Raw genomic sequence first — 23318 nt, 5'->3', positions numbered from 1 at the left:
GTGAAAAGCATTAAACGACCAATTTTTATATCATTTTTGGCTTTTGTATTTGGAGAGTTTATTGCTGAAACTAATTTATATAGTGGAATAAGGATTGGGATTATAATTATTTCCATTGTATTTATAGTAGGTTATACAATCATCACTAAACAACAGGTAAGTTTTTTAGTGGTGATTTTTTTGTTTTTGGTTATGGGTTTGGTTATTACCAAATCAGAACAGGCTATCAGAGATGAAATATATTCCATAGAAGACGGTAATGTTAAAGTAAGTGGGACAGTTGCAAAAATAACAGAAACGAAAATGGGGTACGGAATTTATTTAAGGAAATCCAAATTTGACGCTGGAAAAAATGAAAATATAATTGTATATGCAGAGGATGTTTCTAAAATAAAAATAGGCAATGTAATAGAAGTGCGGGGAGATTTTGAACAATTTGAAAATGCACGTAATCAGGGCAATTTTGACAGCAGGAAATATTACGAAAGTCTTGGTATATACGGGAAGCTTAGTGCTAATAAGATTGTTGTAATCGATAAAAGAGTCAACATTTTTAAAGAAAATATACGCCAGTTAAAAAGCTTTATTGAAAAAAGACTTGATGATATATGCAATAAAAATAAATGGAATTTGGAAATATTAAAAAATAAAAATTCCATGTATGAGGCAATACTGTTAGGCGATAAAAATAATCTGGATACTGAAATAAAAGACTTGTACGCTTTTTCGGGAATTGCTCATGTGCTTGCTATTAGTGGGCTACATATAAGCATCATTGGCATATTTATTTACAATAGTCTTAGAAGGAAATTTAAGTTTTTTGTATCAGCATTTTTTTCAATAATAGTGGTATTTTTATTTGGCTTTCTGTCAGGCATGGCTGTGGCAACAATTAGGGCAATGGTTATGTTTGCGTTAAGATTAATAGGTGATGCCATAGGAAGAAATTATGATGGTCTTACGTCTATGTCCCTTGCAGGAATATTGTTACTTATCAACAATCCTTTTATTATTTACAATTTGGGCTTTCAGATGTCCTTTGCAGCAATTTTTTCCATAATAATAGTATGGAAAAAAATAGAGTATGTTTTTCAGTTTAAAGAAAAAATTAGAAATTTAGACAAAAACAAAGAGAACGATAACGTTATATCTAAAAAAGATAGAAGAATAAATAAATTAAAAAAAGCAAAGTACAAATGTGAAAGCTCCTTAATGTTTAGTGCAGTAGTGTCAATATTTATGAGTCCTATAGTAGCATATAATTATTATTCATTGCCAACCTACGGGTTCTTGCTTAATCTTATAATTATTCCGCTAATGAATATTGTTGTTATATCAGGAATTGTTGGAATTATGTTGTCTTTAATAACAACAACGTTAGGAGTAGTAGGTATAATGCCAGGAGCGTTGGTTTTAGAATTTTATGAGAAATTATGTGATTTAATGGCTGATGTACCCTTTTCAAATATAACTGTGGGAAAGCCTGAAGTATGGCTGATAGTGTGTATTTATATATTATTTCTAATAGGAGTGTGTTGGTTAGAAAAAAGAAGAAAACAATTTGAAAGGGAAGAAAAAGTATTACGGAAAACTGTTCCTTTAGGCGGGATAACAATGATTGAAAAATTAAATATAGAGAGAAATAGAAGAGTAAAAGAGTTACAATTATACAGCGTTTTCCTTTTGCAAATTGTTTTATTCCAAGTTGTGATTTATGGTTATTATCCTGTAAAAAATAACATTGTGAATAGTAAAAAACTAAATATATCAATGCTTGATGTGGGACAGGGTGATGGGATATTTTTAAGAATGCCTAACAACACAACAATGCTAATAGACGGTGGAAGCACCACAGTAAAAAATGTGGCAAAGAACAGAATTGTACCAACTATTCAGTCAAGGGGACATGGAACAATAGATTATGTGGTAGTTACACATTGTGATGAAGACCATGTTAACGGTATAAATGAGCTTTTAAACAGTAGTATCAAAAAACTAAAGATTAAAAATATCATATTGCCTGACATATATTTAAAGGATGAAAAATACATGTCAGTTGTAAACAGTGCAGAAAACAATAAAATAAATGTACTTTACATTACAAAAGGGAATAGCCTGAAAATAGGTAATGTGAAATTTACCTGTTTAAGTCCAGGAACGGAATACATAAATGATGACCGAAATGATTATTCAACGGTTTTGAGATTGGAGTACCATCAGTTTTCAATGGTTTTTACAGGGGACATATCCGGTGAAATCGAAGAAAAAATACTGGAGGACAAGTTAGTGGTTAATAATATAAGGGAATGTGTTGCCTTAAAGGTAGCTCACCATGGTTCAAAATATTCTACAACAGACAGGTGGCTTGAGAAAATAAAGCCAACTTATTCATTTATTTCCGTAGGAAAAAACAATATGTACGGGCATCCCACACAGGAAACTTTAGATAGATTGGAGCAGGTGACTTCCAAAATATTTAGAACAGACTATTCAGGAGAAGTGGATATAATAAGTGATGGCAAGGAGATTAGTATAATAGAAAACATAAAAAATACAGATAAGTAATAGTGGTTACTTGTTCATAAATTTAATGTATGTTAAAATTATGAACAATGTAAGAAAAAAGATACAATTATGGAAAGGCAGAAAAGTGAAAACATTATCAGAAGATATAAAATCAGGAAATTTTAAAAATGCATATTTAATTTGTGGTGAAGAGGAATACCTAAAGCTTAATTATAAGAATCAGATGATTAAGGCAATTGCAGGTGACGATACCATGAATCTGGCTTTATATGAAGGAAAAAACTTCGATGTTAATGAAGTAATAGATAATGCTGAAACATTTCCTTTTTTTGCAGAACACAGATTAATAGTTATGGAGTCAACAGGGCTTTTTAAAAGCGGTGGTGAACAATTAGCAGAGTATATGTCAAAAATCCCAGAAAGTACGGTTTTTTTGTTTGTAGAACAGGATGTGGACAAAAGAAGCAAGATGTACAAGGCTGTTAAGGCTAATGGTTATATTTGCGAGATTAACAGACAGACGGAAAAAGACTTAAGTATGTGGGCTGCAAGAATATTTGCACATGACGGTAAGAAAATAACTAATGCTAACATGTCGTATTTAATAGGTAATGTTGGAACGGACATGGAAGTTCTTTCCAGAGAAATCGAGAAGCTTATTAGTTATGATTTAGACAAGGACGTTATATCTAAAGAAGATATAGATGCGGTGTGTATTAAACAGTTGAACGTTAGAATATTTGACATGGTGGATGCAATTTCCGTAAAGAATCAAAAGAAAACTTTGGACTGTTATTATGAGTTAGTAGCAGAAAAAGAACCACCAATGAGAATATTGTTTATGGTTTCAAGACAGTTTAACTTAATTCTTCAGGCAAAAGATTTATCAGCAAGAGGCATGGATAGAAATGCAATAGCATCTGTAATGGGTGTGCAGGGATTTATTGCAAACAAAAGCATTAATCAAAGCAGAAACTTTTCTGTAAATGAATTAAAGCTGGCATTAGCAGATTGCGTTGCAACAGAAGAGAATATAAAAAAAGGCATAATGGATGAAAACATAGGAGTAGAAATGCTCTTAGTTAAATACAGTAGAAAGAATTAAAATAAGAGAAAATAAATAAAAAAATAGAAAATAAATAAAAAAATAGAAAGAATAAAACAAAAAGAATAAAATAGAAGAACTAAAAACAAAAGAGATAAACAAAAGATAAAAATAAGCAAAATAAAACGCCGGTTAAAAACCGACGTTTTATTTTGTTTGCTTAAAATTAAGCAATTGTGTTTACTAATTTTGTTAATCTAGAAACTTTTCTAGCTACGTTGTTCTTGTGGTAGATACCCTTTGAACCAGCCATTGTAATAGCCTTTGTAGCTGCCTTTAAAGCTGCTTCAGCTGCTGCCTTATCGTTAGCTGCTACTGCTGCTTCAACCTTCTTAATTGAAGTCTTAACTGCTGACTTAACGCCTTTGTTTCTTTCGTACTTTGTCTGATTAACTAAAATTCTTTTCTTTGCTGACTTAATGTTAGCCATTTTTCTTACCTCCGCGATAAATAAAAATTATAAAATTTGATTTCCGTTGAGAGAGATTGGAAATCAGTTTCATAGTCTGTATCCTTTGGAATATGCGGACTAGATACAGACATCAAGATTTATTCTAGTAAAAAAGCACAATGTTGTCAATACTATTTGTAGATAAAAACAGAATAAAAATAAAATAACAAATGACAGAACAAAAAAGGTAAAGCAAAAAGGAGATTAACCATGAAAAATATTTATACAGATTTAGCGCTGGAAGAAAGAGAAAAATTTAACAGGGATATTCAAATAGAAGGAGTTGAAAGTTATCAGAAAAAAGAAAATAGCGTAAACATGCTGACCACAGTTGTAAAAATTGTTAATGAAAAAGGAAAAGAAACCATGGGCAAACCAATTGGAAGCTATATTACAATGGAATCTCCCAAAATCAGATATTCTAAAGAAGCCCATAGAAGAGAGCTGGGAAAGTTTTTATGCAATTATTTAAAAGAGATTACATCAAAAGAAAATATCAAATCAATCCTTATAGTAGGTCTTGGAAATTCAATGGCGACCCCTGATGCATTAGGTCCCAAAACTGCAAGGGATATAATATGCACTAAGAACATATATTGTATGGCACCAGGGGTTTTATCACAAACAGGCATGGAAACTTACGACATTATAAAAGGTGTGGTGTCCCAAATTGATCCAGATTTAATTATTGCAATAGATTCTTTAGCAGCAAGAAACGTTAGAAGAATTACAACAACAATTCAAATAACAAACACAGGTATTACCCCAGGCTCAGGAATCGGAAATCACAGAAAAGGTCTAAACGAAGAAAGTCTTGGAAAAAAAGTAATAGCCATAGGCGTGCCAATGGTTGTAAGTGGTGCAACAATTGTAAATGACACAATGGAAAATTTAATAAGAATACTTTCAAAAATAGAAAACAATCCCATTGGAAATGCTTTTAAAGACTACACACCACAGGAAAAATATCAATTGTTTGAGGAACTACTGTCAGAAGAAACAGAGGACTTGTTTGTGACACCAAAAGATGTAGATGAAATTGTTGACAACTTAAGTAAAATAATTGCACATGGCATTAATGATTTTTGCAGGGAAGTGTTGTCATAACCTAAAGTTTTTCCACATATATTATATAAGTGGGACAAAGGTGGGGGAAATATGTGTAAAAGTACTTTTTTTCAAAATCTCATGAAAATAATAATCGTAATATTATGTGTATATATTGGAGTAAGGTGCGTAAGCATAATGACTAAAGAGGATATAAAAGACCAGACAGGCAATGTTATAAACGATGCATCGGACATAATTGCCAAGGAACTTGTGGAAAATGGTGATGTAATGAAACAATATATGTTATATGTTGAAAATCACAAATCTTTATCAACAGCAGCAAAGAAAAAAGTCCTTAACGAAATAGTTTCTGAGTATATTGCAAAAAGTGAGTACACTTATAATATTGATGATCCAGGTTACAAACAAGTAATTAATCTGGTGTATGAAAATGCCAAAAGCACGGAAACAGAAGAAAATCCCACAACAAAGAAAAATATAGATAAGACAAACAAAACAATAAAGAAAAACAAAAAAGATAAAGTTGTTAAAACAGCCACAAAAACAATTGTACCAAAGCCAAAAATTAATGGAAAAGTTTATACGGCAAGCAATATTGGAAGTTTCAACAACATTCTTAGCAAGTATTATATTGTAACGTCTGCCACAACATTTAAAGAAGCGGATATGCCTTTAAAATCAGCCATTAATGAAAAATTCAAAATAAAGGGAAATAATAAAAAGCCCCAGATTCTAATATATCATACTCATTCAAGGGAGGAGTTTGTAAATAGCAACGGAAATGATGACACCACAATAATCGGAGTAGGTGACAGACTTTGCAAAATCCTAAAGGAGCAGTTTGGTTATAATGTAATCCACGACAAAACTTATTATGACATTGTAAATGGAAGACTGGACAGAAATGAAGCTTATGACCAGTCAAGAGTAGGCGTAAGAAAAATTCTAAAAAAATATCCGTCTATAAGTTTGATTTTAGATGTTCATAGAGATGGTGTAAATACAGGGACAAAACTTGTAACTGAAATAAATGGTAAGTCTACAGCACAGGTTATGTTTTTTAATGGAATGTCAAGATTTAAGACAACTGGAGATATAGGATATTTATACAATCCTTATTTATATGAAAATCTAGCTTTGGCATTTCAAATGAAACTTAACGCGGAATGTTATTATCCGGGTTTTGCAAGGCATAATTATGTAAATGCATATAAATACAATTTAGATTTGTGCAAACAATCCATGCTTATAGAAGTGGGTGCACAAACTAATACATATCAGGAGGCAAAGAACGCAGCAGAACCGTTAGCCTGGTTAATAAATATCGTCATGGGAAAAAAATAAGGATAATAACTAAAAAAGTTACTATCCTTAAAAACATTATAAAATCCATATTATATATTGATTTATAAGTTATTTACTATTAATTAATAAATAGTTGATTTGATTATAAATAGTTAATAATCAAATAATCATTAATCAACTGTTATTTGTTTCCTGTAGAACCAAATCCGCCAACTCCACGAACTGTTTTTGAGAGTTCACCAACTTCTGTAAAGTCAACTTTTAAAAATGGAGCAATTACCATCTGGGCAATTCTGTCACCAGGTTCAACAGTTTTGGCCTCGTTAGAGTGATTGTATAATGCGACAGTGATTTCACCTCTATAGTCAGCATCAACAACTCCGACTTTATTTGCAGGGGCAAGTCCTTCTTTACATGAAAGACCGCTTCTGGCATATACGAAACCTGCATAGCCCATAGGAATTTCCATTGCGAGTCCTGTGCCAATGAATTCAGTTGCTCCGGGAGCAATTGTAACAGGATTATCAATTGCAGCATATAAATCTGCACCTGCTGCGTATTCAGAACCGTATGTTGGTATTACAGCGTTTTCCTTTAATTTTTTTATGTTCATAAAATACCTCGTCTATTAAATGTAAAATAATTTTTTAAACAATATTGCAAAACTACAGTTGCTTTTCCCACAAGACAATTTTCTTCTCTTTTAGAGTTTCAGGAATTTTAATTAATCTCTGATTCTCTGAGCCTCTAAATGTAAGAGAAATGTTTCGTAAGGCTTCAATGTAAGGCCCGTCAACTAAAACATCTATATAAGATAACAACTCTCTTGTTTCAGGATACTTAACATACATGTTTTCCATAATATCCTTTTCAAAAACATAACCTGTAAAACACCAGATGGTTTTGTTGGGATAGACTTCTTTTATTTTGCGTGCCAATGGTAAAAGACCACGCTGGTTTTCAATTTCCAATGGTTCGCCACCAAGAAAAGTAACGCCGGCATAAGCACCAAAACTTAAAGTGTCAATAATGTAATCAATAGTTTCCTGTGTAAACTCTTTCCCGTAATTAAAATCCCAAGCCTGTTCATTAAAGCAACCGGGACATCTATGATTGCATCCGCTGACAAAAAGGGAAAGTCTGATTCCCGGTCCATTTGCAATATCATATGTTTTTAATTCAGCGTAATTCAAAAAATCACTCCTTAAATATTGTCTCTGACAGCTTTACTTACAACATCTGCAACATCAGGATTAAATGCTTCAGGTAAAATATTTTCATCATTTAATTCATCATCAGGAACAAGTGATGCAATTGCAAGAGCAGCAGCTAATTTCATTTCTTCTGTAATCTGCTTTGCACGACCTTCTAAAGCACCCTTGAAAATTCCAGGGAATGCTACAACATTGTTTACCTGGTTAGGGAAGTCAGAACGACCAGTTCCAACAACTCTTGCACCTGCAGCCTTTGCTACATCAGGCATAATTTCAGGAACAGGGTTAGCCATTGCAAAAATAATGGCGTCCTTATTCATTGTTTTAACCATTTCTGCTGAGACTATGTTTGGAGCAGAAACACCAATGAAAATATCTGCACCAACTAAAGCGTCTGCAAGTTTTCCGTTTTGGCCTGAAAGGTTAGTAACTTCTGCCATTTCTTTCTGAGCCCAGTTTAAATCTTCAATATCTTTTGAAAGAATGCCGTATAATCCACAGATAGTAACATCCTTAAAACCGTAAGTTAAAAGAAGTTTGCAAATTGCAATTCCTGCAGAACCGTCGCCATTAATTACAACCTTGCAGTTTTCCTTTTCTTTTCCAACAACCTTAAGAGCATTAATAATTCCTGCTAAAACAACGATAGCAGTACCATGCTGATCATCGTGGAAAACAGGTATATCAAGTTTTTCCTTAAGTTTGCTTTCTATTTCAAAACATCTTGGAGCTGAAATGTCTTCTAAGTTAATGCCACCAAAGCCGGGAGCAATTCTTGCGACTGTGTGGACAATTTCATCAGGATCCTGTGTGTCAAGGCAAATAGGAACGGCATTTACACCACCAAATTCCTTAAACAAAACAGCTTTTCCTTCCATAACAGGCATTGCTGCTTCAGGACCAATATTTCCAAGACCAAGAACTGCGCTGCCGTCAGATACAACAGCTACAGTGTTTGCTTTCCATGTATATTTGTAAACATCATCAGGGTTTGCAGCGATTTTTCTGCAAGGTTCTGCAACACCTGGTGTATAAGCTAAAGATAAATCTTCGCGGGTTTTTACGTGACATTTAGCTTCTGTGCTTAATTTTCCATTTAATTCTTCATGCAATTTTAATGCTTTTTCATTAGTTGTCATGATAAACCTCCATATATATTTAATTTTACGTGTTATGAAACTACACAACTCAGATAAGTATACCATAATTTAAAAATTAACACTATGATTTTTTGGTGGTGTGTGTTAGAATATGTATCTAATGAATTTAAAAAGTCTTTAGGGAAGTCCCCTAGTGAATCCCATGTGAATTATAAATCAATATTACTTTTTATATTTACAATATGAAAATCAATTTATTTACTACGGACAGAAAATTTGGCTCTGTTTGTGAAAGGAGATTATTAGTAAAATGAGAGAAAAATTGCAATCATTACCAGTGGGAGAGTTAAGAAAAATTGCAAAAGAAAATGGCATAAAATCTGTTACAACATTAAGAAAGCAACAGTTAGTTGACATGATTTTAGAAGTTACACAGAGAAAAGAAAAAGAAGCTTCAAGCAGTGAACCGGAAACAGTTGAAAAAAATGAAGCAGAAACAGCCACAAACAGTGAAGCAGAAACAGTCACAAACAGTGAAGCAATACAGAGTGACGATAATAATGAAAAGAATATAGAAAAAGAAAGTGGAAAATCTCATCCTACAGCAGAATATGGTACGGGAGAACATAGAGTTAGAAGAAGAGTTGTTCATAAGTCAAAGGAGGAACAGATAGAACATAAAGATGAAATTCCAAATGAACAAGGCAAAATGAGAACAGGTATTTTGGAAGTTATGCCTGATGGATTCGGCTTTATAAGATGTGATAACTTTCTACCGGGAGATGATGACGTTTACGTTGCGCCATCTCAGATTAAAAGATTCAGACTTAAAACAGGAGATTATGTAACAGGTAGAGTTAGAGAAAAAAGAGAAAATGAAAAATTCGGTGCTTTATATTATTTAGAAAAGGTTAATGACGAACCACTGGATAAAGTAATGAACCGCCCTAATTTTGAAGATCTTACGCCGATTTTTCCAAATGAAAGATTACACTTAGAAACAGATGGTCACAGTACAGCAATGAGAGTTGTGGACTTGGTAAGCCCTATTGGAAAAGGACAAAGAGGAATGATAGTTGCCCCACCAAAGGCAGGTAAAACAACATTACTTAAAGAAACAGCAAAAGCTGTATTAAAAAATAATCCCGAAATGGAAATCATAATTCTTTTAATAGATGAACGTCCTGAAGAAGTAACAGATATTAAGGAAGCAATCAGAGGTGACAATGTTGATGTTATTTATTCAACATTCGATGAATTACCGGAACATCATAAGAGAGTTTCAGAAATGGTAATAGAGAGAGCTAAAAGATTAGTAGAACATGGGAAAGATGTAATTATTCTTTTAGACAGTATTACAAGACTTGCAAGAGCCTATAACATGACTGTTCCACCAAGTGGAAGAACTTTATCAGGTGGTTTGGATCCGGCAGCACTTCACATGCCAAAAAGATTTTTCGGTGCAGCTAGAAATATGAGAGAAGGTGGCAGTCTTACAATTCTTGCAACTGCGTTAGTTAATACAGGAAGTAAAATGGATGACGTAGTATATGAAGAATTTAAGGGAACAGGTAACATGGAACTTGTACTTGACAGAAAATTATCAGAGAAGAGAATATTCCCTGCAATTGATATTGCACAGTCAGGAACAAGACGTGAAGATTTATTGTTAAGCAATGACGAATTAGGTGCTTCATATATAATAAGAAAAGAAATGAACGGCATGAGAAAAGAAGATGCAGTAGAGCAGATTCTAAATTTATTTGCCAGAACCAAAAATAATGATGACTTTATTAAGCAAATCGCTAAAATTCGAGTAAGCCATAGCAGAAGATAAGGTTTTTTATAAAAAAATGAAATCTTTTTGCTAAAAGGGTTGTAAACTATGAAATGCTATGTTATAATGGCTAGGCTATTGAGTAAAAACGGATTGGCGTTGCCAATATGCATAAAAAATAATTCAAAGAGGTGAATGTAATGAGAGAAGGAATCCATCCAGATTACCAGGAAGCAACCGTTACATGTAACTGTGGTAACACATTCGTAACAGGTTCAACAAAACCAGAGCTTCATGTTGAAATTTGTTCAGCATGTCATCCATTCTACACAGGACAGCAGAAAGCTATTTCAGCTCGTGGTAGAATTGATAAGTTCAACAAGAAATATGGTATCAAATAATTTTTAAGGATAACAGGTTGAGAAGCAATTCTCAACCTATTTTCGTAATTAGATAAATTTTTGTTACAAAAGGTGAATTATATATGAGAAATAACAAACTAGGCTCTTCCGGCATTGGCGGTCAGGCTGTCATGGAAGGGATTATGATGAGAAATAAGGAACACTATGCTGTGGCAGTAAGACAGTCAGACGGTTCCATAATTGTAGATACACAGGAATATAAAGGCGTAACAGGAAAGAGTAAGAAATTTCAATTACCATTCATCAGAGGAATTTTTAGTTTTGTGGATTCTTTAGTATTGGGAATCAAGACACTAACATATTCCGCACAGTTTTTTGATGATGATGAAAACTTTGACGAGGAACCGGGACAAATTGAAAAATGGCTTTTAGGAAAAGTTGGTGATAAAGCTGAAAAAGTTATAATGGGACTTACAGTGGCGTTTTCCGTTATAATTGCAGTAGCTTTATTTATGGTTTTGCCATTATTTATTGCTGACTTAATGGAGAAATGTATTCCATGGGTTAAAACTTCTTACGTGCCAGCTATTGAAGGCGTGGTAAAGATTCTTATTTTCATAGGATATTTAATATTAATTTCTTTAATGAAGGATATTAAGAGAACGTTTATGTATCATGGAGCAGAGCATAAATGTATTAACTGTATTGAGAACGGTCATATACTAACAGTCAATAATGTAAGAAAAAGTTCACGTTTTCACAAAAGATGTGGTACAAGTTTTCTTTTAATTGTTTTGGTTATTAGTATTATATTTTTTATGATTATAAGAACAGATGTTGTTTGGTTAAGATATTTTCTTAGAATTCTGATGGTGCCTGTAATAGCAGGCGTGTCTTATGAGTTCATTAGAAAAGCAGGTACATCTGATAACAAAATCATCAATGCTTTAAGCATGCCGGGCCTTTGGATGCAGAAAATAACAACAAAAGAACCTACTGACGACATGATAGAAGTTGCCATTGAGGCTGTTGAAGCTGTATTTGATTGGGAACAGTATTTAATTGATAATGGAATTGCTGCAAGAAGACCAAGAAAAGTTAGAAAGCAGGTTTCAAAAGAAAATATAGCGGATATTGATCCGGATGTTGATAGAGTGTTAAATAAGTCAATAGATAATGCATTAAAGAGAACATATGTTGATAATTCTGTGAATCCTGAAAGGGATAACATTGGAGATAATGACTTTGAAACATACAATCAGGGAGTTAATAATCAGCAGGAAGAAAAGAAAGTTAAAACAGGTTCAGGATATAATTGGAAGTTTTAGTTATTGAACTGATAAAAGATGCCATACAACAGTTAGAAAAAGCAAACATAGCAGAAGCAACGGTTGACAGTTGGCTTTTATCAGAGGAAATATTAAATGTAAAAAAACAAAATTATTATATGAATATGGGTATTACTGTTAATGAAGAATTAGCAGCAAAATACAAAGAAGCTGTTAATAAAAGAGCAGAGCATATACCTTTACAGCATATTATTGGGTATCAGCAGTTTTTGGATTATAAGATTTTGGTTAATGAGAATGTTTTAATCCCAAGACCTGAAACAGAACTTTTGGTTGAAAAAGTTACTGATTTTATAGGTAATAATGAAATGAAAGTTCTTGATATGTGTACAGGTTCAGGTTGTATAGCAATAGCTGTTGATAAAATGTGTGACAAGGCATCAGTTGTTGGAGCAGATATTTCAAAAGATGCCTTAGAGGTTGCTGTAAAAAACAACGCCTTAAATCATGCAAATGTTGAATTCACAAAGAGTGATATGTTTTCAAACATAGAAGGAAAATATGACGTAATTGTTTCCAATCCACCGTACATTCCAACTAAAGATGTTGTGGAATTAGAACAGGAAGTAAAGGAGCATGATCCACTTCTTGCGTTAGATGGAAGTGATGACGGATTAAAATTTTATAGAATTATTAGCAAAAATGCTGTAGAATACTTAAGGGAAAAAGGAATGCTTTTTCTGGAGATTGGATATGACCAGGGAAAAACAGTTCCTGATTTGCTAAAAAACAATGGATTTACAAATATAAAAGTTTTTAAAGATTTATCGGGGCTTGACCGTATGGTTGTTGCCGGAAAGGAATAAAAATGTTTGATAAATTAGATGGTATACTTGAAAGATATGACGAAATATTAGAACAGTTAAATGATCCTAACGTTGTTAGTGATCAATCAAATTTTAGAAAACTTATGAAAGAACAAAGCGACTTGGCTCCTATTGTTGAATTGTACAAGAAATATAAAGAAGCTAAGCAAACTATTGAAGACAGCCTTGCAATTCTTGATGAAGAATCAGATGAAGATATGAGAGAACTTGCAAAGGAAGAATTAAACGAAGCAAAGGCATCTATTCCGGAAATGGAAGACCAGTTGAAAATTCTTCTTTTACCTAAAGATGAAAATGATGACAAAAACGTTATTGTTGAAATCAGAGGTGGTGCAGGTGGTGATGAAGCTGCTTTATTTGCCGCTGAATTATACAGAATGTATTGCATGTACGCTGAAAGCCAGAAGTGGAAAACAGAAATGATTTCTGTAAATGAAAATGGTCTTGGAGGTTTCAAGGAAGTTGTATTTATGATTAACGGTCAGGGAGCTTACTCAAGATTAAAATACGAAAGTGGTGTACATCGTGTACAGCGTATACCTGTTACTGAATCAGGCGGTCGTATTCATACATCAACTGCAACAGTTGCAATTATGCCTGAAGCAGAAGAAGTTGACGTAGAAATAGATATGAACGATTGCCGTTTTGATGTATTTAGAGCATCAGGTAACGGTGGACAGTGTGTAAATACAACAGACTCTGCTGTAAGACTTACACATATACCAACAGGAATTGTAATTTCATGTCAGGATGAAAAATCACAGTTAAAGAACAAGGATAAAGCTTTAAAGGTACTTCGTGCTAGACTTTACGAATTAGAATGTCAGAAGAAACAGGACGCAGAGTCAGAAGCAAGAAGAAGCCAGATTGGTACAGGAGACCGTTCTGAAAAAATCAGAACATACAATTTCCCACAGGGACGTGTAACAGATCACAGAATTAAATTTACTACACATAGACTTGAAAACATTATGAATGGTGACTTAGATGAAATCATCGATAATTGCGTAGCAGCAGATCAGGCTGCAAAATTAGCACAAGTAGAAGATGAATAAAGTGGATTGAATAATTTATCTTTTCCAGTAAAAATAGCTACAGTTAGAAATACACCTTGTTCTAACTGTAGCTATTTTTTTATTGTGAAAAGCAAATAACATAATTTTCTATACTGAATAGCATGGTGTGCCTAATATTGTTTCGTAGGATGAACAAATCTTGTCTGCCAGACTTACAATGTAGCTTTCTCTGTATTTTGGTGGCTTAATGTTTAATGGAAACATATGCTTGGCAATAATGTCCATTTCAATGTTTGTTAATTCAAAATCTTTACTTGCATTATTTAAGGCTGTTTCCGCGTGACTAAAACCATGCCATTTGTGGGAATCGTCTGCCACGTGCCAATCATAAAGGAAATAATCGTGTAGCAGTGCACCACGAATTAAACTGTTATAGTCGCATCTTAAATGCATTTTCTTTGCAATGTAAAAACTAACGTAGGCAACAGCTACACAATGATCTAAAGTTGAAGTGTCGCCATGTTGAATGTATTTATCCATTCTTTTTACTTTTTCATTTTCAATTATAGGTTTTGCAATTTCTGCAAACTCAATTCTAATAATTTCCTTATTCATATCAACCTCATTGTAAAAAACTCTAACTATTTAATTATATTGTAAAAAAACTGGATTTGCAATTGTTTACTTATTATTCTTAGGTTATAATTTAAATATGTAAAATTTGTGAAAATACTAAAGTGAATTATTTTTAAACGAAAGAGATTAGAAGGTTATTTGCCTGCTTATATGCAGACAAAGGTAAAATAAAAATTTTTAACTCTGTAGTTTAAAAAGCTTTTTTAGTATTTCAGAAAAGGAAGAATATGCCAAATATTATTGAAATACAGGATTTAAACAGTGAAGAATTAGATATATACGGAAGATTTTCAGAGAGCAGATTATTAAATTTATATGCACCTAATGGCGGGATTTTTATTGCTGAAAGCCCAAAAGTTATTGAGAGAGCATTGGATAGTGGTTACAAGCCTGTGTCTGCTTTAATTGAAAAGAAACATATTGAAACACAAGGTCAGGAAATCATAAAGAGATTAGGGGATGTACCAATTTATACAGGAGAGTTTGATTTGCTTACTAACCTAACAGGCTTCAAGCTGACCAGAGGAATGCTTTGTGCAATGAAGAGAAAAGAACTTCCTACGGTAAGTGAGGTTTGCCATAATGCAAAAAGAATAGCTGTGCTTGAAGATGTGGTAAATCCAACAAATGTGGGGGCAATTTTTCGGTCGGCGGCAGCTTTAAATATTGATGGAATAATACTTACATCAACTTGCAGCAATCCTCTGTACAGAAGAGCAATAAGAGTAAGCATGGGGACGGTTTTTCAGATAAAATGGACAATTGCCCACACTAAGAAGAAAAACATTAACGAAATTTTACACCAATTAGGCTTTAAGACGGCAGCAATGGCTTTAAAGGAAGAAAGTGTAAATATTGATAATGATGCTTTAATGAATGAAGATAGGCTTGCAATAATTCTTGGCACTGAAGGGGAAGGTCTTACAGAAGAAACAATAAATGGAAGTGACTATACAGTGTGCATACCAATGTCTAACGGCGTGGATTCGTTAAATGTTGCGGCGGCAAGTGCAGTTGCGTTTTGGCAGTTGGGAAATAAATAAAAGGTATTGATTTTATAATGAAAGAACAAAACAACAGAATAGTTCGAAAAGAAAAATATAATATAGCCGGGTTGAAAGTTTTAATGACAACTTATTATGAAGAAACATACAAAAGAGCAAAAAAATATATTGCTAAAGCTGAGAGCTGGGATGAAAAGGAGGCTGACATTGTCATAGACTTGGGTAATGAGACCTATGAAAAAATCCATGATGAATATATGCCTTATTTAAACTGTGAAGCCATAGAGTATATATATACAGGAAGTTATTTTCATCATAAATTGTTAAAATACAATGGGTGTATGCTTCATTCATCAGGTGTGGTTGTGGATGGATATGCATATTTGTTTTCGGCAAATAGCGGCACCGGGAAATCAACTCATACAGGGCTGTGGTTGGAACATTTTAAAGATAAAGCTTATATAATTAATGATGACAAACCGGTGTTGAAAAAAGAAAATGACAGTTGGTACGTTTATGGAACACCATGGAGTGGTAAATATGACATTAATGCAAATAAAAAAGAACTTCTTGGTGGGATAGTTTTTTTGGAAAGGTCCAAGACAAATTATATAGAGCCATTGCAGGTAAAAGATGCAATTCCGTTATTCTATAATCAGACAGTAAAAAGTTTCAAAAAAGTTGAAAGCATCGAGTTAGTGTTAAAAACTTTAGAACAGGTATTAACGGAAAATCCCATATACAAAATGGGCTGTGACATATCAGATAGTGCAGTGGAAATGGCTTATAATACAATCAAAATAATGGAGGCTAGGATGAAAATAAAACAGGGATTTATTTTAAGAAATGTTGCCGGGAACAATGTTGTTGTGCCTGTAGGTGAGGCAACAATAGATTTTAATGGCATGATGAGTTTAAATGAAACAGGCGCGTTTTTGTTTGAGAAAATGATAGAGGGAACAACAAAGGAGCAGTTAATTGAGCAATTAATGAGCCAGTACGAAATTGATGCAGATACTGCAAAAAATGACGTTGAAGAATTTATTGAGAAGGTAAAGAAGGAGAATTTGTTTGAATAAAATAGTTCAAATAGAAGATATAGTTCCCATTATTGAAGAACAGCTTAAATCAGGCGGCAAGGTTAGTTTTACGCCAAGAGGAACAAGTATGTTACCTTTGTTTCGGGACAATGTGGATACGGTTATTTTGGCAACACCGGAATTTACATTGAAAAAATACAATATTGTATTTTATAGAAGAAATAACGGTCAGTATATTTTACATAGAATTGTTAAAGTACAAAAAGACAGCTATAAAATACGGGGAGATAATCAGGTAGTTAATGAGTACGGCATATCAAAAGATAACATAATTGCTGTGGTTGTGGGATTTAAAAGAAATGGAAAAGAATATACAACAGCTAATATTTTATACAAAATTTACAGCATTATATGGGTTAAAACGGTTCTGCTTAGAAAATGTTATAGGAAGGGTAGAAGAATTCTGTCCAAAATAAAAAGAAAAACATTAAGAAAAGACGATTAAAACGATAAATGAAATGAGTAACAGAGATAATATGAATAAAAATTCAGGGTTAAAATGGACAATAAAAAATAGTAAAAAACAAATGCCATGGATTATTACACTAAGTGTTTCTAATATAGTGTTGGCTTTGATTGGCACTATATTAGCATTGGCAAGTAAGTTTGCAATAGATACCGCTCAAAAAGCAGCTACGTCAAAGACGAATGTAGAATTTGTGCATTACAAAAATTTAATTATTATTTATGGCATTATAATTTTCGGTATAATAGCCGGAAGAATGATATTAAGAATTTTTGCACAAAGTCTGTCTGTGAAAATACAGGCAAAATTGGAAATGAGTATGAGAGAAAGCCTATTTGCAAACATTATCAGCAAGGAATATGACAAAATAAATGTTTATCATAGTGGCGAACTAATGAACAGATTAACAGGTGATGTGGCAATTGTGGCTGGGGGAATAGCAAATATTGTCCCACAGTTTTTATATTTTGCAGCACAGTTTATGGGCGCTTTTGTTATTTTAATTATTTTTGATTGGAAATTTACACTGGTATTTTTAATAGCAGGCATAATAATCTTTGTGGTTACTTTATTTTTTAGAGGAAAATTAAAAAATCTTCACAAGAGAGTTCAGGAAACAGATGGCACTGTAAGGTCTTTTTTTCAGGAGACAATTGAGAGTATATTAGTTGTTAAAACTTTTGGCGTAGAAGAACAGTTTGAAGCAAATGGTAGAATTTTACAGCAGGAAAATTACAATACAAAAATGAAAAGACGTACCATAAGCATACTGGCAAACACAGGCTTTTCCTTTGTATTTAACGGTGGTTATTTATTAGGCTTAATATGGTGTGCCATGAAAGTTAGCATGGGGGTGATGACCTATGGAACCCTTACGGCGGTGCTACAGTTGATTTCACAGGTGCAGACACCTTTTGTAAATATTACGAAAGTCGTACCACAGTATTACTCAATGATAGCCTCAGCTGAAAGAATACAGGAAATTGAAAAAATTCCAAGTGAAGATGTGGAAGAAACAAAGATAGACACGCAGGAAATTTATAAAAAATTAAAAGAAATAAACATTAATAATATTTCATTTAGTTACGGTAGGTCTGCTATTATAGAAAGTGGCAATGGTAGGATTGCAAAAGGAGATTTCGTTGCCATTAGGGGCATATCAGGAATTGGAAAAAGTACATTAATGCGAATACTTCTAGGTGTTTTTAAGCCAACAGAAGGTTCAATTGATTTAGAGCTTGATAATAATAGTATAATGGAAATAAGTCCTAAAACAAGACCGTTGTTCTCTTATGTACCACAGGGAAACTACCTGTTTAGTGGAACTTTGCGTGAGAATATAATGTTAGCAAACAACAAAGCTACACAAGATGAAGTGGAAGAAGCTTTAAAAATTAGCTGTGTAAAGGATTTTGTAGACAAACTCCCTAAGGGATTGGATACAGTTATAGGCGAAAAGGGATTAGGCATTTCAGAAGGACAGGCACAAAGATTTGCAATAGCAAGAGCGTTAATCAGCGACGCGCCGATACTTCTGTTAGATGAAGCAACATCAGCATTAGACATTGAAACAGAAAAAGAAGTTCTAAAAGAAATAAAGAAATTAACTGAGAAAACGGTTATAATAATAACACATAAAGAGGCTGCACTGGAAGTGTGCAATAAAGAGATAATAATAAAAGATAAGATATTACATGTGAAAAATATTTAGACAAAAAAAGTCCGACATAATAAGTGTCGGACTTTTTTGGAGCTGTTTATGTATATTTCGTTGTTACTTTAGCTGTAGTTGTAAGTTGCTCCCATAGGGCATCGTGGAATAACATTGCAAGCTCCTCCCAATGTTTGTGTTGTTGCTTTTCGAAAAAAAGTTCTTTTTTCAAATTATCAACTTCCTGTTGCAACTTCATTGTTTCTTGTAATAAAGACGTATCTTCGGCAAAATTCACACTATCACCTTCCCCCAAAAGTTATATGTAATTACCCTCCACAAGATTATAGCATTTAAAGTGAAATTTGTGGAAAATTTTCATCGACTTTTAGCGACATAAAAATACAAAATAATATATATGGTCATAAAAACTATTCAAAACATTGTAAATAAATAGTTAATATTATATAATTGAAAGGATAAAATTCTGATGGAGGAATTACAAATGGGAAAATATTTTGGAACAGATGGATTTAGAGGGGAAGCAAATGTGAACCTCACAGCAATGCATGCATTTAAAGTAGGAAGATTTATTGGATGGTACTATGGAAGATTTCATAAATGTTCTGTAGCCATTGGAAAAGATACAAGAAGAAGCAGTTACATGTTTGAAGATGCTTTATCAGCAGGTTTAACATCAACAGGAGCCGACGTATACCTTTTACACGTAACAACAACACCTAGTGTTTCATACGTTGTTAAGACAGAAAACTTCGACTGTGGAATTATGATTTCTGCAAGTCACAATCCTTTCTATGATAACGGAATCAAACTTATTAATGGTAAGGGCGAAAAAATGGAACAGGAAGTTATTGATGAGGTAGAAAAATATCTTGATGATGATTTCGATTCTATACCATATGCAACAGGTGATAAGATTGGTAGAACAGTTGATTACTTTGCGGGAAGAAACAGATATATGGGTTATTTAATGACTCTTGCAAAACATTCATACAGAAACATAAAGGTTGGACTTGACTGTTCTAACGGTAGTGCATCATCAATTGCCAAAGGTGTTTTTGATGCATTAGGCGCAGAAACTCATGTAATTAACAATGAGCCAAATGGAACAAACATTAATATGGATTGTGGTTCAACACATATTGAAGTTTTACAGAAATATGTAAAGGAAAATCATTTAGACGTAGGTTTTGCATATGATGGTGATGCAGACAGATGTTTGTGCGTAGATGAGAATGGTAATTTAGTTGATGGTGACTTGATTTTATATGTTGCCGGAGTTTATTTAAAACAAAACGGAGAACTTGATAATAACACAGTTGTTACAACAATTATGTCTAACATTGGTTTATATAAGGCATTTGATGCAGTGGGAATTAATTATGAAAAGACAGATGTTGGTGACAAGTATGTATATGAATGTATGAGAAATAATGACTACAGACTTGGCGGAGAACAGTCAGGTCACATTATTTTTAGCAAACATGCTACAACAGGTGATGGTATTTTAACTTCAATTAAGTTAATGGAAGTTATGATTTCATCTAAGAAGAAAATGTCAGAACTTACAAGTCCTGTTTCAATTTATCCACAGTGCTTAAAGAATATTAAGGTTATCAGCAAACCTGAAGCAAGAGCAGATGAGGATGTACAGGCAGAAGTAAACAAGGTTGCAGAGGAACTTGGTAACGATGGAAGAATTCTTTTAAGAGAAAGTGGTACAGAACCTGTTATCAGAGTAATGGTTGAAGCAAAATCAGACTTACTTGCAGAGAAGTATGTAGACCAGGTTATTGATGTGATTAAGAAAAAAGGTCATGCGGTATAAATGAATAAGAAAAGAACACTATGGGCAGTAAGAATTATTCTTATTGCTCTTATAGTTTGCTGGATGATGACTATATTTGATTTTTCAGCTGCAAATGGTCAACAGTCCCAGTCTTATAGCGATGGGATTACAATTAAGATAATAAGACTTATAAAAAAAGACTGCAATATGTTATCTAAGGACAGGCAGCAGGAGTATTTTAATCAGGTTAGTTTTTTTGTGAGAAAGACAGGGCATTTTGGTGAATATGGAATATTATCACTTTTATGGTCAGGTTTTTTACTTTCATTTGAATCAATAAGAAAAATAAAAAAGAAAATATTTATATTAATACCAACAGCAATTTCATTGGTATATGCGGCTACTGATGAGTTTCATCAGGGATTTGTTGATGGAAGAAGTCCTGGAGTAAGGGATGTATTTATTGACACTTTAGGAGGATTTACAGCTGCAGTTTTTATAACGGTAATTACATGGCTGGTATTTAGGAGGAAAGATGAACGCTTGGGAAAAAAATGTTAGAAAGGTAACACCGTACACACCGGGAGAACAGCCAAAGGTTGATGACGTAATTAAGTTGAACACAAATGAGTGTCCTTATCCACCATCATCTAAAGTTGTGGAAGCATTGGAAAACATGAACAAGGATAAATTAAGATTATATCCTGATCCTGATGCTACAGAGTTAGTAGATGCAATTGCAGAATACTACAATGTAAACAGCAATCAGGTTTTCGTTGGAGTAGGTTCAGATGATGTAATAGGAATGGCTTTCCTTACATTTTTTAATTCTAATAAACCCATATTATTCCCGGATATTACATATTCTTTTTATGATGTGTGGGCTGATTTGTTTAAGATTAAATATGAAACAAAGAAGTTGGATGATAACTTTAATATAAAAGTTGAGGATTATTTCGAACCAAATGGTGGAGTGATTTTTCCAAATCCAAATGCACCAACATCAATTGAAATCTCTTTAGATTCCATAGAAGAAATAATAAAAAATAATCAGGATGTTGTTGTAATTGTTGATGAAGCTTATGCTGATTTTGGCAAAGTTACAGCCCTTGATTTAGTAAACAAATATAATAATCTTCTTGTAGTTAGAACATATTCAAAATCAAGAGCAATGGCAGGAATGAGAATAGGCTATGCAATTGGAAATGAAGCTTTAATAAGTGCAATGAAAGCTGTTAAATTCTCTTACAATTCATATACAATGAACATGCCAAGCATTGTTGCCGGTGTGGCTGCAATTAAGGATGATGAATATTTTAAGGAAATTGTAGGCAAGATTATAAAAACAAGAGAAAACGCTAAGGAAAAATTAGCAGATTTAGGCTTTGAATTTGCTGACTCTCAGGCAAATTTCATATTTGCAAAACATAAAAATGTTAGTGCAAATATAATTTTTGAAAAACTAAAAGAAAAGAAAATATATGTGAGATATTTTAATAAACCACGTATAGATAATTATCTTAGAATAACTATTGGAACTGATGACGAGATGGACAGGCTTTTTAAGGCGTTAGAAGAAATAGTTAAATAAAAAGTATATTCAGGAGAAGTTATGGGAGTTATTGATATCTTATTTATTGGAATAGGACTTTCCATGGATGCCTTTGCAGTGTCTATATGTAAAGGACTTAAAATGAAAGTTGTAGACCTAAAACAGTGCCTGATGATCGCTGGGTTTTTTGGAATATTTCAGGCTATTATGCCCACCATTGGTTATGTGTTAAGTTCAAAGTTTGTTGAATACATTAATGCGTATAGTCATTGGGTAGCATTTGTACTTTTAACAATTATCGGTGCAAACATGATAAGAGAATCAGTGGGAAATGAAGAAGAGGAAACTGATGGAAAACAGGTTGTAGGAATTAAGGAACTTTTTGGACTGGCTATTGCAACAAGCATTGATGCGTTGGCAGTTGGAATAACATTTGGTACAATGGGAAGTCAACTTCACTTATCCATTTGGCTGTCAGTTACATTAATAGGAATTACAACTTTTATTATTTCAATAATAGGAGTTTTTATTGGAAATATATTTGGTTCCAAATACAAAACCAAAGCTGAAATAGTAGGTGGTATAATTTTGATTCTTATAGGAATTAAGGTTGTATTAGAATATTATTTATAAAACACAATTAAGGAGGAAATATGCCATACACAGAAGCAAGTAAAAGAGCAACTCTTAAATACATGAAGAAGTTAAAGAGAATACCTCTTGATATGCAAATACCCCAGTATAGTCGACTTAAGGCATATTGCGACCATAAAGGTAAGCCGGTAAATACTGTAATTAAGGAAATTATTTTTGAAAAAATAGATTCTGAAATGGGTGAAGACTGGAAAAAATAATTAAATAACATAAATTAAGAATGTCTGAATACCGGGTGTGTTCAGACATTTTTACATAACAAAAAAGTAACAAAATATTAAATTTATGAATAATGATTTATAAAAAATAAGTTGTATATTAATAAATAGTTCAAGAAATGGA

24 protein-coding genes are annotated in these 23318 nt (G+C 33.0%); 18 read left to right on the top strand and 6 right to left on the bottom strand.

The features are described from left to right. On the top strand, positions 1–2565 hold the full coding sequence (locus ACQY63_RS04555) for a DNA internalization-related competence protein ComEC/Rec2 (protein WP_428244794.1): 2565 nt from the start codon (positions 1–3) through the stop codon (positions 2563–2565). Positions 2566–2650: 85 nt separating this feature from the next. Continuing rightward, positions 2651–3631 carry a DNA polymerase III subunit delta gene (gene holA, locus ACQY63_RS04550; RefSeq protein WP_022164807.1) on the top strand — a complete coding sequence of 327 codons (981 nt, stop codon included), beginning with the start codon at positions 2651–2653 and terminating at the stop codon, positions 3629–3631. A 166-nt stretch (positions 3632–3797) separates the two neighbouring features. On the opposite strand, the gene rpsT is transcribed toward holA, so the two are convergent. Next, positions 3798–4061: a 30S ribosomal protein S20 gene (gene rpsT / locus ACQY63_RS04545; protein ID WP_022164808.1), complete on the bottom strand. Its 264-nt coding sequence runs from the start codon at positions 4059–4061 to the stop codon at positions 3798–3800. A 231-nt stretch (positions 4062–4292) separates the two neighbouring features. Between rpsT and gpr the strand changes: the two genes are divergently transcribed. Further along, on the top strand, positions 4293–5189 hold the full coding sequence (gene gpr / locus ACQY63_RS04540; protein WP_299056354.1) for a GPR endopeptidase: 897 nt from the start codon (positions 4293–4295) through the stop codon (positions 5187–5189). A 138-nt stretch (positions 5190–5327) separates the two neighbouring features. Then, complete coding sequence (spoIIP, locus tag ACQY63_RS04535) at positions 5328–6497, top strand: stage II sporulation protein P (protein ID WP_428244793.1); 1170 nt, start codon at positions 5328–5330, stop codon at positions 6495–6497. Between the two features lie 142 nt (positions 6498–6639). On the opposite strand, the gene dut is transcribed toward spoIIP, so the two are convergent. Genes dut through ACQY63_RS04520 form a run of 3 tightly spaced genes read right to left on the bottom strand, consistent with a single transcriptional unit; the run spans position 6640 to position 8811 of the window. Next, the gene (gene dut / locus ACQY63_RS04530; protein ID WP_290988320.1) at positions 6640–7071 is read right to left on the bottom strand and encodes a dUTP diphosphatase; all 432 of its coding nucleotides are present in this window, start codon (positions 7069–7071) and stop codon (positions 6640–6642) included. A 52-nt stretch (positions 7072–7123) separates the two neighbouring features. Beyond that, a complete protein-coding gene (nrdG, locus tag ACQY63_RS04525) occupies positions 7124–7651 on the bottom strand; it encodes an anaerobic ribonucleoside-triphosphate reductase activating protein (RefSeq protein ID WP_022165811.1) in 528 nt (175 codons plus the stop codon). A gap of 11 nt (positions 7652–7662) precedes the next feature. Continuing rightward, on the bottom strand, positions 7663–8811 hold the full coding sequence (locus ACQY63_RS04520; RefSeq protein WP_022165812.1) for an NAD(P)-dependent malic enzyme: 1149 nt from the start codon (positions 8809–8811) through the stop codon (positions 7663–7665). A 271-nt stretch (positions 8812–9082) separates the two neighbouring features. On the opposite strand from ACQY63_RS04520, the gene rho reads away from it, so the two are divergent. The 5 genes from rho (at position 9083) to prfA (ending at position 14142) form a co-directional block, all read left to right on the top strand. After that, positions 9083–10609 carry a transcription termination factor Rho gene (rho, locus tag ACQY63_RS04515; protein ID WP_428244792.1) on the top strand — a complete coding sequence of 509 codons (1527 nt, stop codon included), beginning with the start codon at positions 9083–9085 and terminating at the stop codon, positions 10607–10609. Positions 10610–10749: 140 nt separating this feature from the next. Next, a complete protein-coding gene (gene rpmE, locus ACQY63_RS04510; RefSeq protein ID WP_022165814.1) occupies positions 10750–10950 on the top strand; it encodes a 50S ribosomal protein L31 in 201 nt (66 codons plus the stop codon). An 83-nt stretch (positions 10951–11033) separates the two neighbouring features. Next, positions 11034–12239, top strand: coding sequence for a DUF1385 domain-containing protein (locus tag ACQY63_RS04505; RefSeq protein ID WP_022165815.1), 1206 nt, complete (start codon positions 11034–11036; stop codon positions 12237–12239). Continuing rightward, positions 12227–13066: a peptide chain release factor N(5)-glutamine methyltransferase gene (gene prmC, locus ACQY63_RS04500; protein ID WP_428244791.1), complete on the top strand. Its 840-nt coding sequence runs from the start codon at positions 12227–12229 to the stop codon at positions 13064–13066. Before ACQY63_RS04505 ends, prmC begins: the two co-directional genes overlap by 13 nt. Before the next feature lie 2 nt (positions 13067–13068). Then, entirely contained in the window at positions 13069–14142 is a 1074-nt protein-coding gene (gene prfA, locus ACQY63_RS04495) for a peptide chain release factor 1 (RefSeq protein WP_299056377.1), read from the top strand. A gap of 108 nt (positions 14143–14250) precedes the next feature. Here prfA and ACQY63_RS04490 read toward each other — a convergent pair whose 3' ends face one another. Beyond that, the gene (locus ACQY63_RS04490) at positions 14251–14718 is read right to left on the bottom strand and encodes an HD domain-containing protein (protein ID WP_022165818.1); all 468 of its coding nucleotides are present in this window, start codon (positions 14716–14718) and stop codon (positions 14251–14253) included. Positions 14719–14966: 248 nt separating this feature from the next. Here ACQY63_RS04490 and ACQY63_RS04485 point away from each other — a divergent pair, with 248 nt between their 5' ends. The 4 genes from ACQY63_RS04485 to ACQY63_RS04470 are packed head-to-tail and all read left to right on the top strand — an operon-like array spanning position 14967 to position 19020. Further along, a complete protein-coding gene (locus ACQY63_RS04485; RefSeq protein WP_022165819.1) occupies positions 14967–15782 on the top strand; it encodes a TrmH family RNA methyltransferase in 816 nt (271 codons plus the stop codon). 17 nt (positions 15783–15799) lie between these two features. Further along, a complete protein-coding gene (locus ACQY63_RS04480; protein ID WP_022165820.1) occupies positions 15800–16822 on the top strand; it encodes a PqqD family peptide modification chaperone in 1023 nt (340 codons plus the stop codon). After that, entirely contained in the window at positions 16815–17288 is a 474-nt protein-coding gene (locus ACQY63_RS04475; RefSeq protein WP_022165821.1) for a S24/S26 family peptidase, read from the top strand. Before ACQY63_RS04480 ends, ACQY63_RS04475 begins: the two co-directional genes overlap by 8 nt. Positions 17289–17319: 31 nt before the next feature. Further along, positions 17320–19020 (top strand): ABC transporter ATP-binding protein, encoded by a 1701-nt coding sequence (locus tag ACQY63_RS04470; protein WP_302689765.1) that lies wholly within the window; start codon positions 17320–17322, stop codon positions 19018–19020. Positions 19021–19066: 46 nt separating this feature from the next. Here ACQY63_RS04470 and ACQY63_RS04465 read toward each other — a convergent pair whose 3' ends face one another. Further along, complete coding sequence (locus tag ACQY63_RS04465; protein ID WP_117998888.1) at positions 19067–19258, bottom strand: hypothetical protein; 192 nt, start codon at positions 19256–19258, stop codon at positions 19067–19069. A 207-nt stretch (positions 19259–19465) separates the two neighbouring features. Here ACQY63_RS04465 and glmM point away from each other — a divergent pair, with 207 nt between their 5' ends. Genes glmM through ACQY63_RS04440 form a run of 5 tightly spaced genes read left to right on the top strand, consistent with a single transcriptional unit; the run spans position 19466 to position 23176 of the window. Then, positions 19466–20809, top strand: a complete 1344-nt coding sequence (gene glmM, locus ACQY63_RS04460) for a phosphoglucosamine mutase (RefSeq protein WP_022165823.1) — start codon at positions 19466–19468, stop codon at positions 20807–20809. Beyond that, complete coding sequence (locus tag ACQY63_RS04455; protein WP_022165824.1) at positions 20810–21331, top strand: VanZ family protein; 522 nt, start codon at positions 20810–20812, stop codon at positions 21329–21331. Beyond that, the gene (gene hisC / locus ACQY63_RS04450; protein ID WP_022165825.1) at positions 21306–22361 is read left to right on the top strand and encodes a histidinol-phosphate transaminase; all 1056 of its coding nucleotides are present in this window, start codon (positions 21306–21308) and stop codon (positions 22359–22361) included. The genes ACQY63_RS04455 and hisC overlap by 26 nt, the downstream gene beginning before the upstream one ends. 21 nt (positions 22362–22382) lie before the next feature. Beyond that, positions 22383–22955, top strand: a complete 573-nt coding sequence (locus tag ACQY63_RS04445) for a manganese efflux pump MntP family protein (RefSeq protein ID WP_428244790.1) — start codon at positions 22383–22385, stop codon at positions 22953–22955. A gap of 20 nt (positions 22956–22975) precedes the next feature. After that, the gene (locus ACQY63_RS04440) at positions 22976–23176 is read left to right on the top strand and encodes a hypothetical protein (protein ID WP_303000924.1); all 201 of its coding nucleotides are present in this window, start codon (positions 22976–22978) and stop codon (positions 23174–23176) included. The last annotated feature ends 142 nt before the right edge of the window (positions 23177–23318 follow it).

Origin of the sequence: Eubacterium sp. Marseille-QA0814, assembly GCF_965119675.1 — a bacterium.
GTDB lineage: Bacteria > Bacillota > Clostridia > Lachnospirales > Lachnospiraceae > Eubacterium_G.
The sequence above is the reverse complement of the archived record's forward strand: the minus strand, read 5'-3'. Positions and strand labels throughout refer to the sequence as shown.

What these genes read in the sequence shown, in the direction of transcription:
- rpsT (WP_022164808.1), bottom strand. Translation starts at nt 4,061, where the DNA reads ATGGCTAACATTAAGTCAGCAAAGAAAAGAATTTTAGTTAATCAGACA.
- gpr (WP_299056354.1), top strand. Translation starts at nt 4,293, where the DNA reads ATGAAAAATATTTATACAGATTTAGCGCTGGAAGAAAGAGAAAAATTT.
- spoIIP (WP_428244793.1), top strand. Translation starts at nt 5,328, where the DNA reads ATGACTAAAGAGGATATAAAAGACCAGACAGGCAATGTTATAAACGAT.
- dut (WP_290988320.1), bottom strand. Translation starts at nt 7,071, where the DNA reads ATGAACATAAAAAAATTAAAGGAAAACGCTGTAATACCAACATACGGT.
- ACQY63_RS04520 (WP_022165812.1), bottom strand. Translation starts at nt 8,811, where the DNA reads ATGACAACTAATGAAAAAGCATTAAAATTGCATGAAGAATTAAATGGA.
- rho (WP_428244792.1), top strand. Translation starts at nt 9,083, where the DNA reads ATGAGAGAAAAATTGCAATCATTACCAGTGGGAGAGTTAAGAAAAATT.
- rpmE (WP_022165814.1), top strand. Translation starts at nt 10,750, where the DNA reads ATGAGAGAAGGAATCCATCCAGATTACCAGGAAGCAACCGTTACATGT.
- ACQY63_RS04505 (WP_022165815.1), top strand. Translation starts at nt 11,034, where the DNA reads ATGAGAAATAACAAACTAGGCTCTTCCGGCATTGGCGGTCAGGCTGTC.
- prfA (WP_299056377.1), top strand. Translation starts at nt 13,069, where the DNA reads ATGTTTGATAAATTAGATGGTATACTTGAAAGATATGACGAAATATTA.
- ACQY63_RS04490 (WP_022165818.1), bottom strand. Translation starts at nt 14,718, where the DNA reads ATGAATAAGGAAATTATTAGAATTGAGTTTGCAGAAATTGCAAAACCT.
- ACQY63_RS04485 (WP_022165819.1), top strand. Translation starts at nt 14,967, where the DNA reads ATGCCAAATATTATTGAAATACAGGATTTAAACAGTGAAGAATTAGAT.
- ACQY63_RS04480 (WP_022165820.1), top strand. Translation starts at nt 15,800, where the DNA reads ATGAAAGAACAAAACAACAGAATAGTTCGAAAAGAAAAATATAATATA.
- ACQY63_RS04470 (WP_302689765.1), top strand. Translation starts at nt 17,320, where the DNA reads ATGAATAAAAATTCAGGGTTAAAATGGACAATAAAAAATAGTAAAAAA.
- glmM (WP_022165823.1), top strand. Translation starts at nt 19,466, where the DNA reads ATGGGAAAATATTTTGGAACAGATGGATTTAGAGGGGAAGCAAATGTG.
- ACQY63_RS04455 (WP_022165824.1), top strand. Translation starts at nt 20,810, where the DNA reads ATGAATAAGAAAAGAACACTATGGGCAGTAAGAATTATTCTTATTGCT.
- hisC (WP_022165825.1), top strand. Translation starts at nt 21,306, where the DNA reads ATGAACGCTTGGGAAAAAAATGTTAGAAAGGTAACACCGTACACACCG.
- ACQY63_RS04445 (WP_428244790.1), top strand. Translation starts at nt 22,383, where the DNA reads ATGGGAGTTATTGATATCTTATTTATTGGAATAGGACTTTCCATGGAT.
- ACQY63_RS04440 (WP_303000924.1), top strand. Translation starts at nt 22,976, where the DNA reads ATGCCATACACAGAAGCAAGTAAAAGAGCAACTCTTAAATACATGAAG.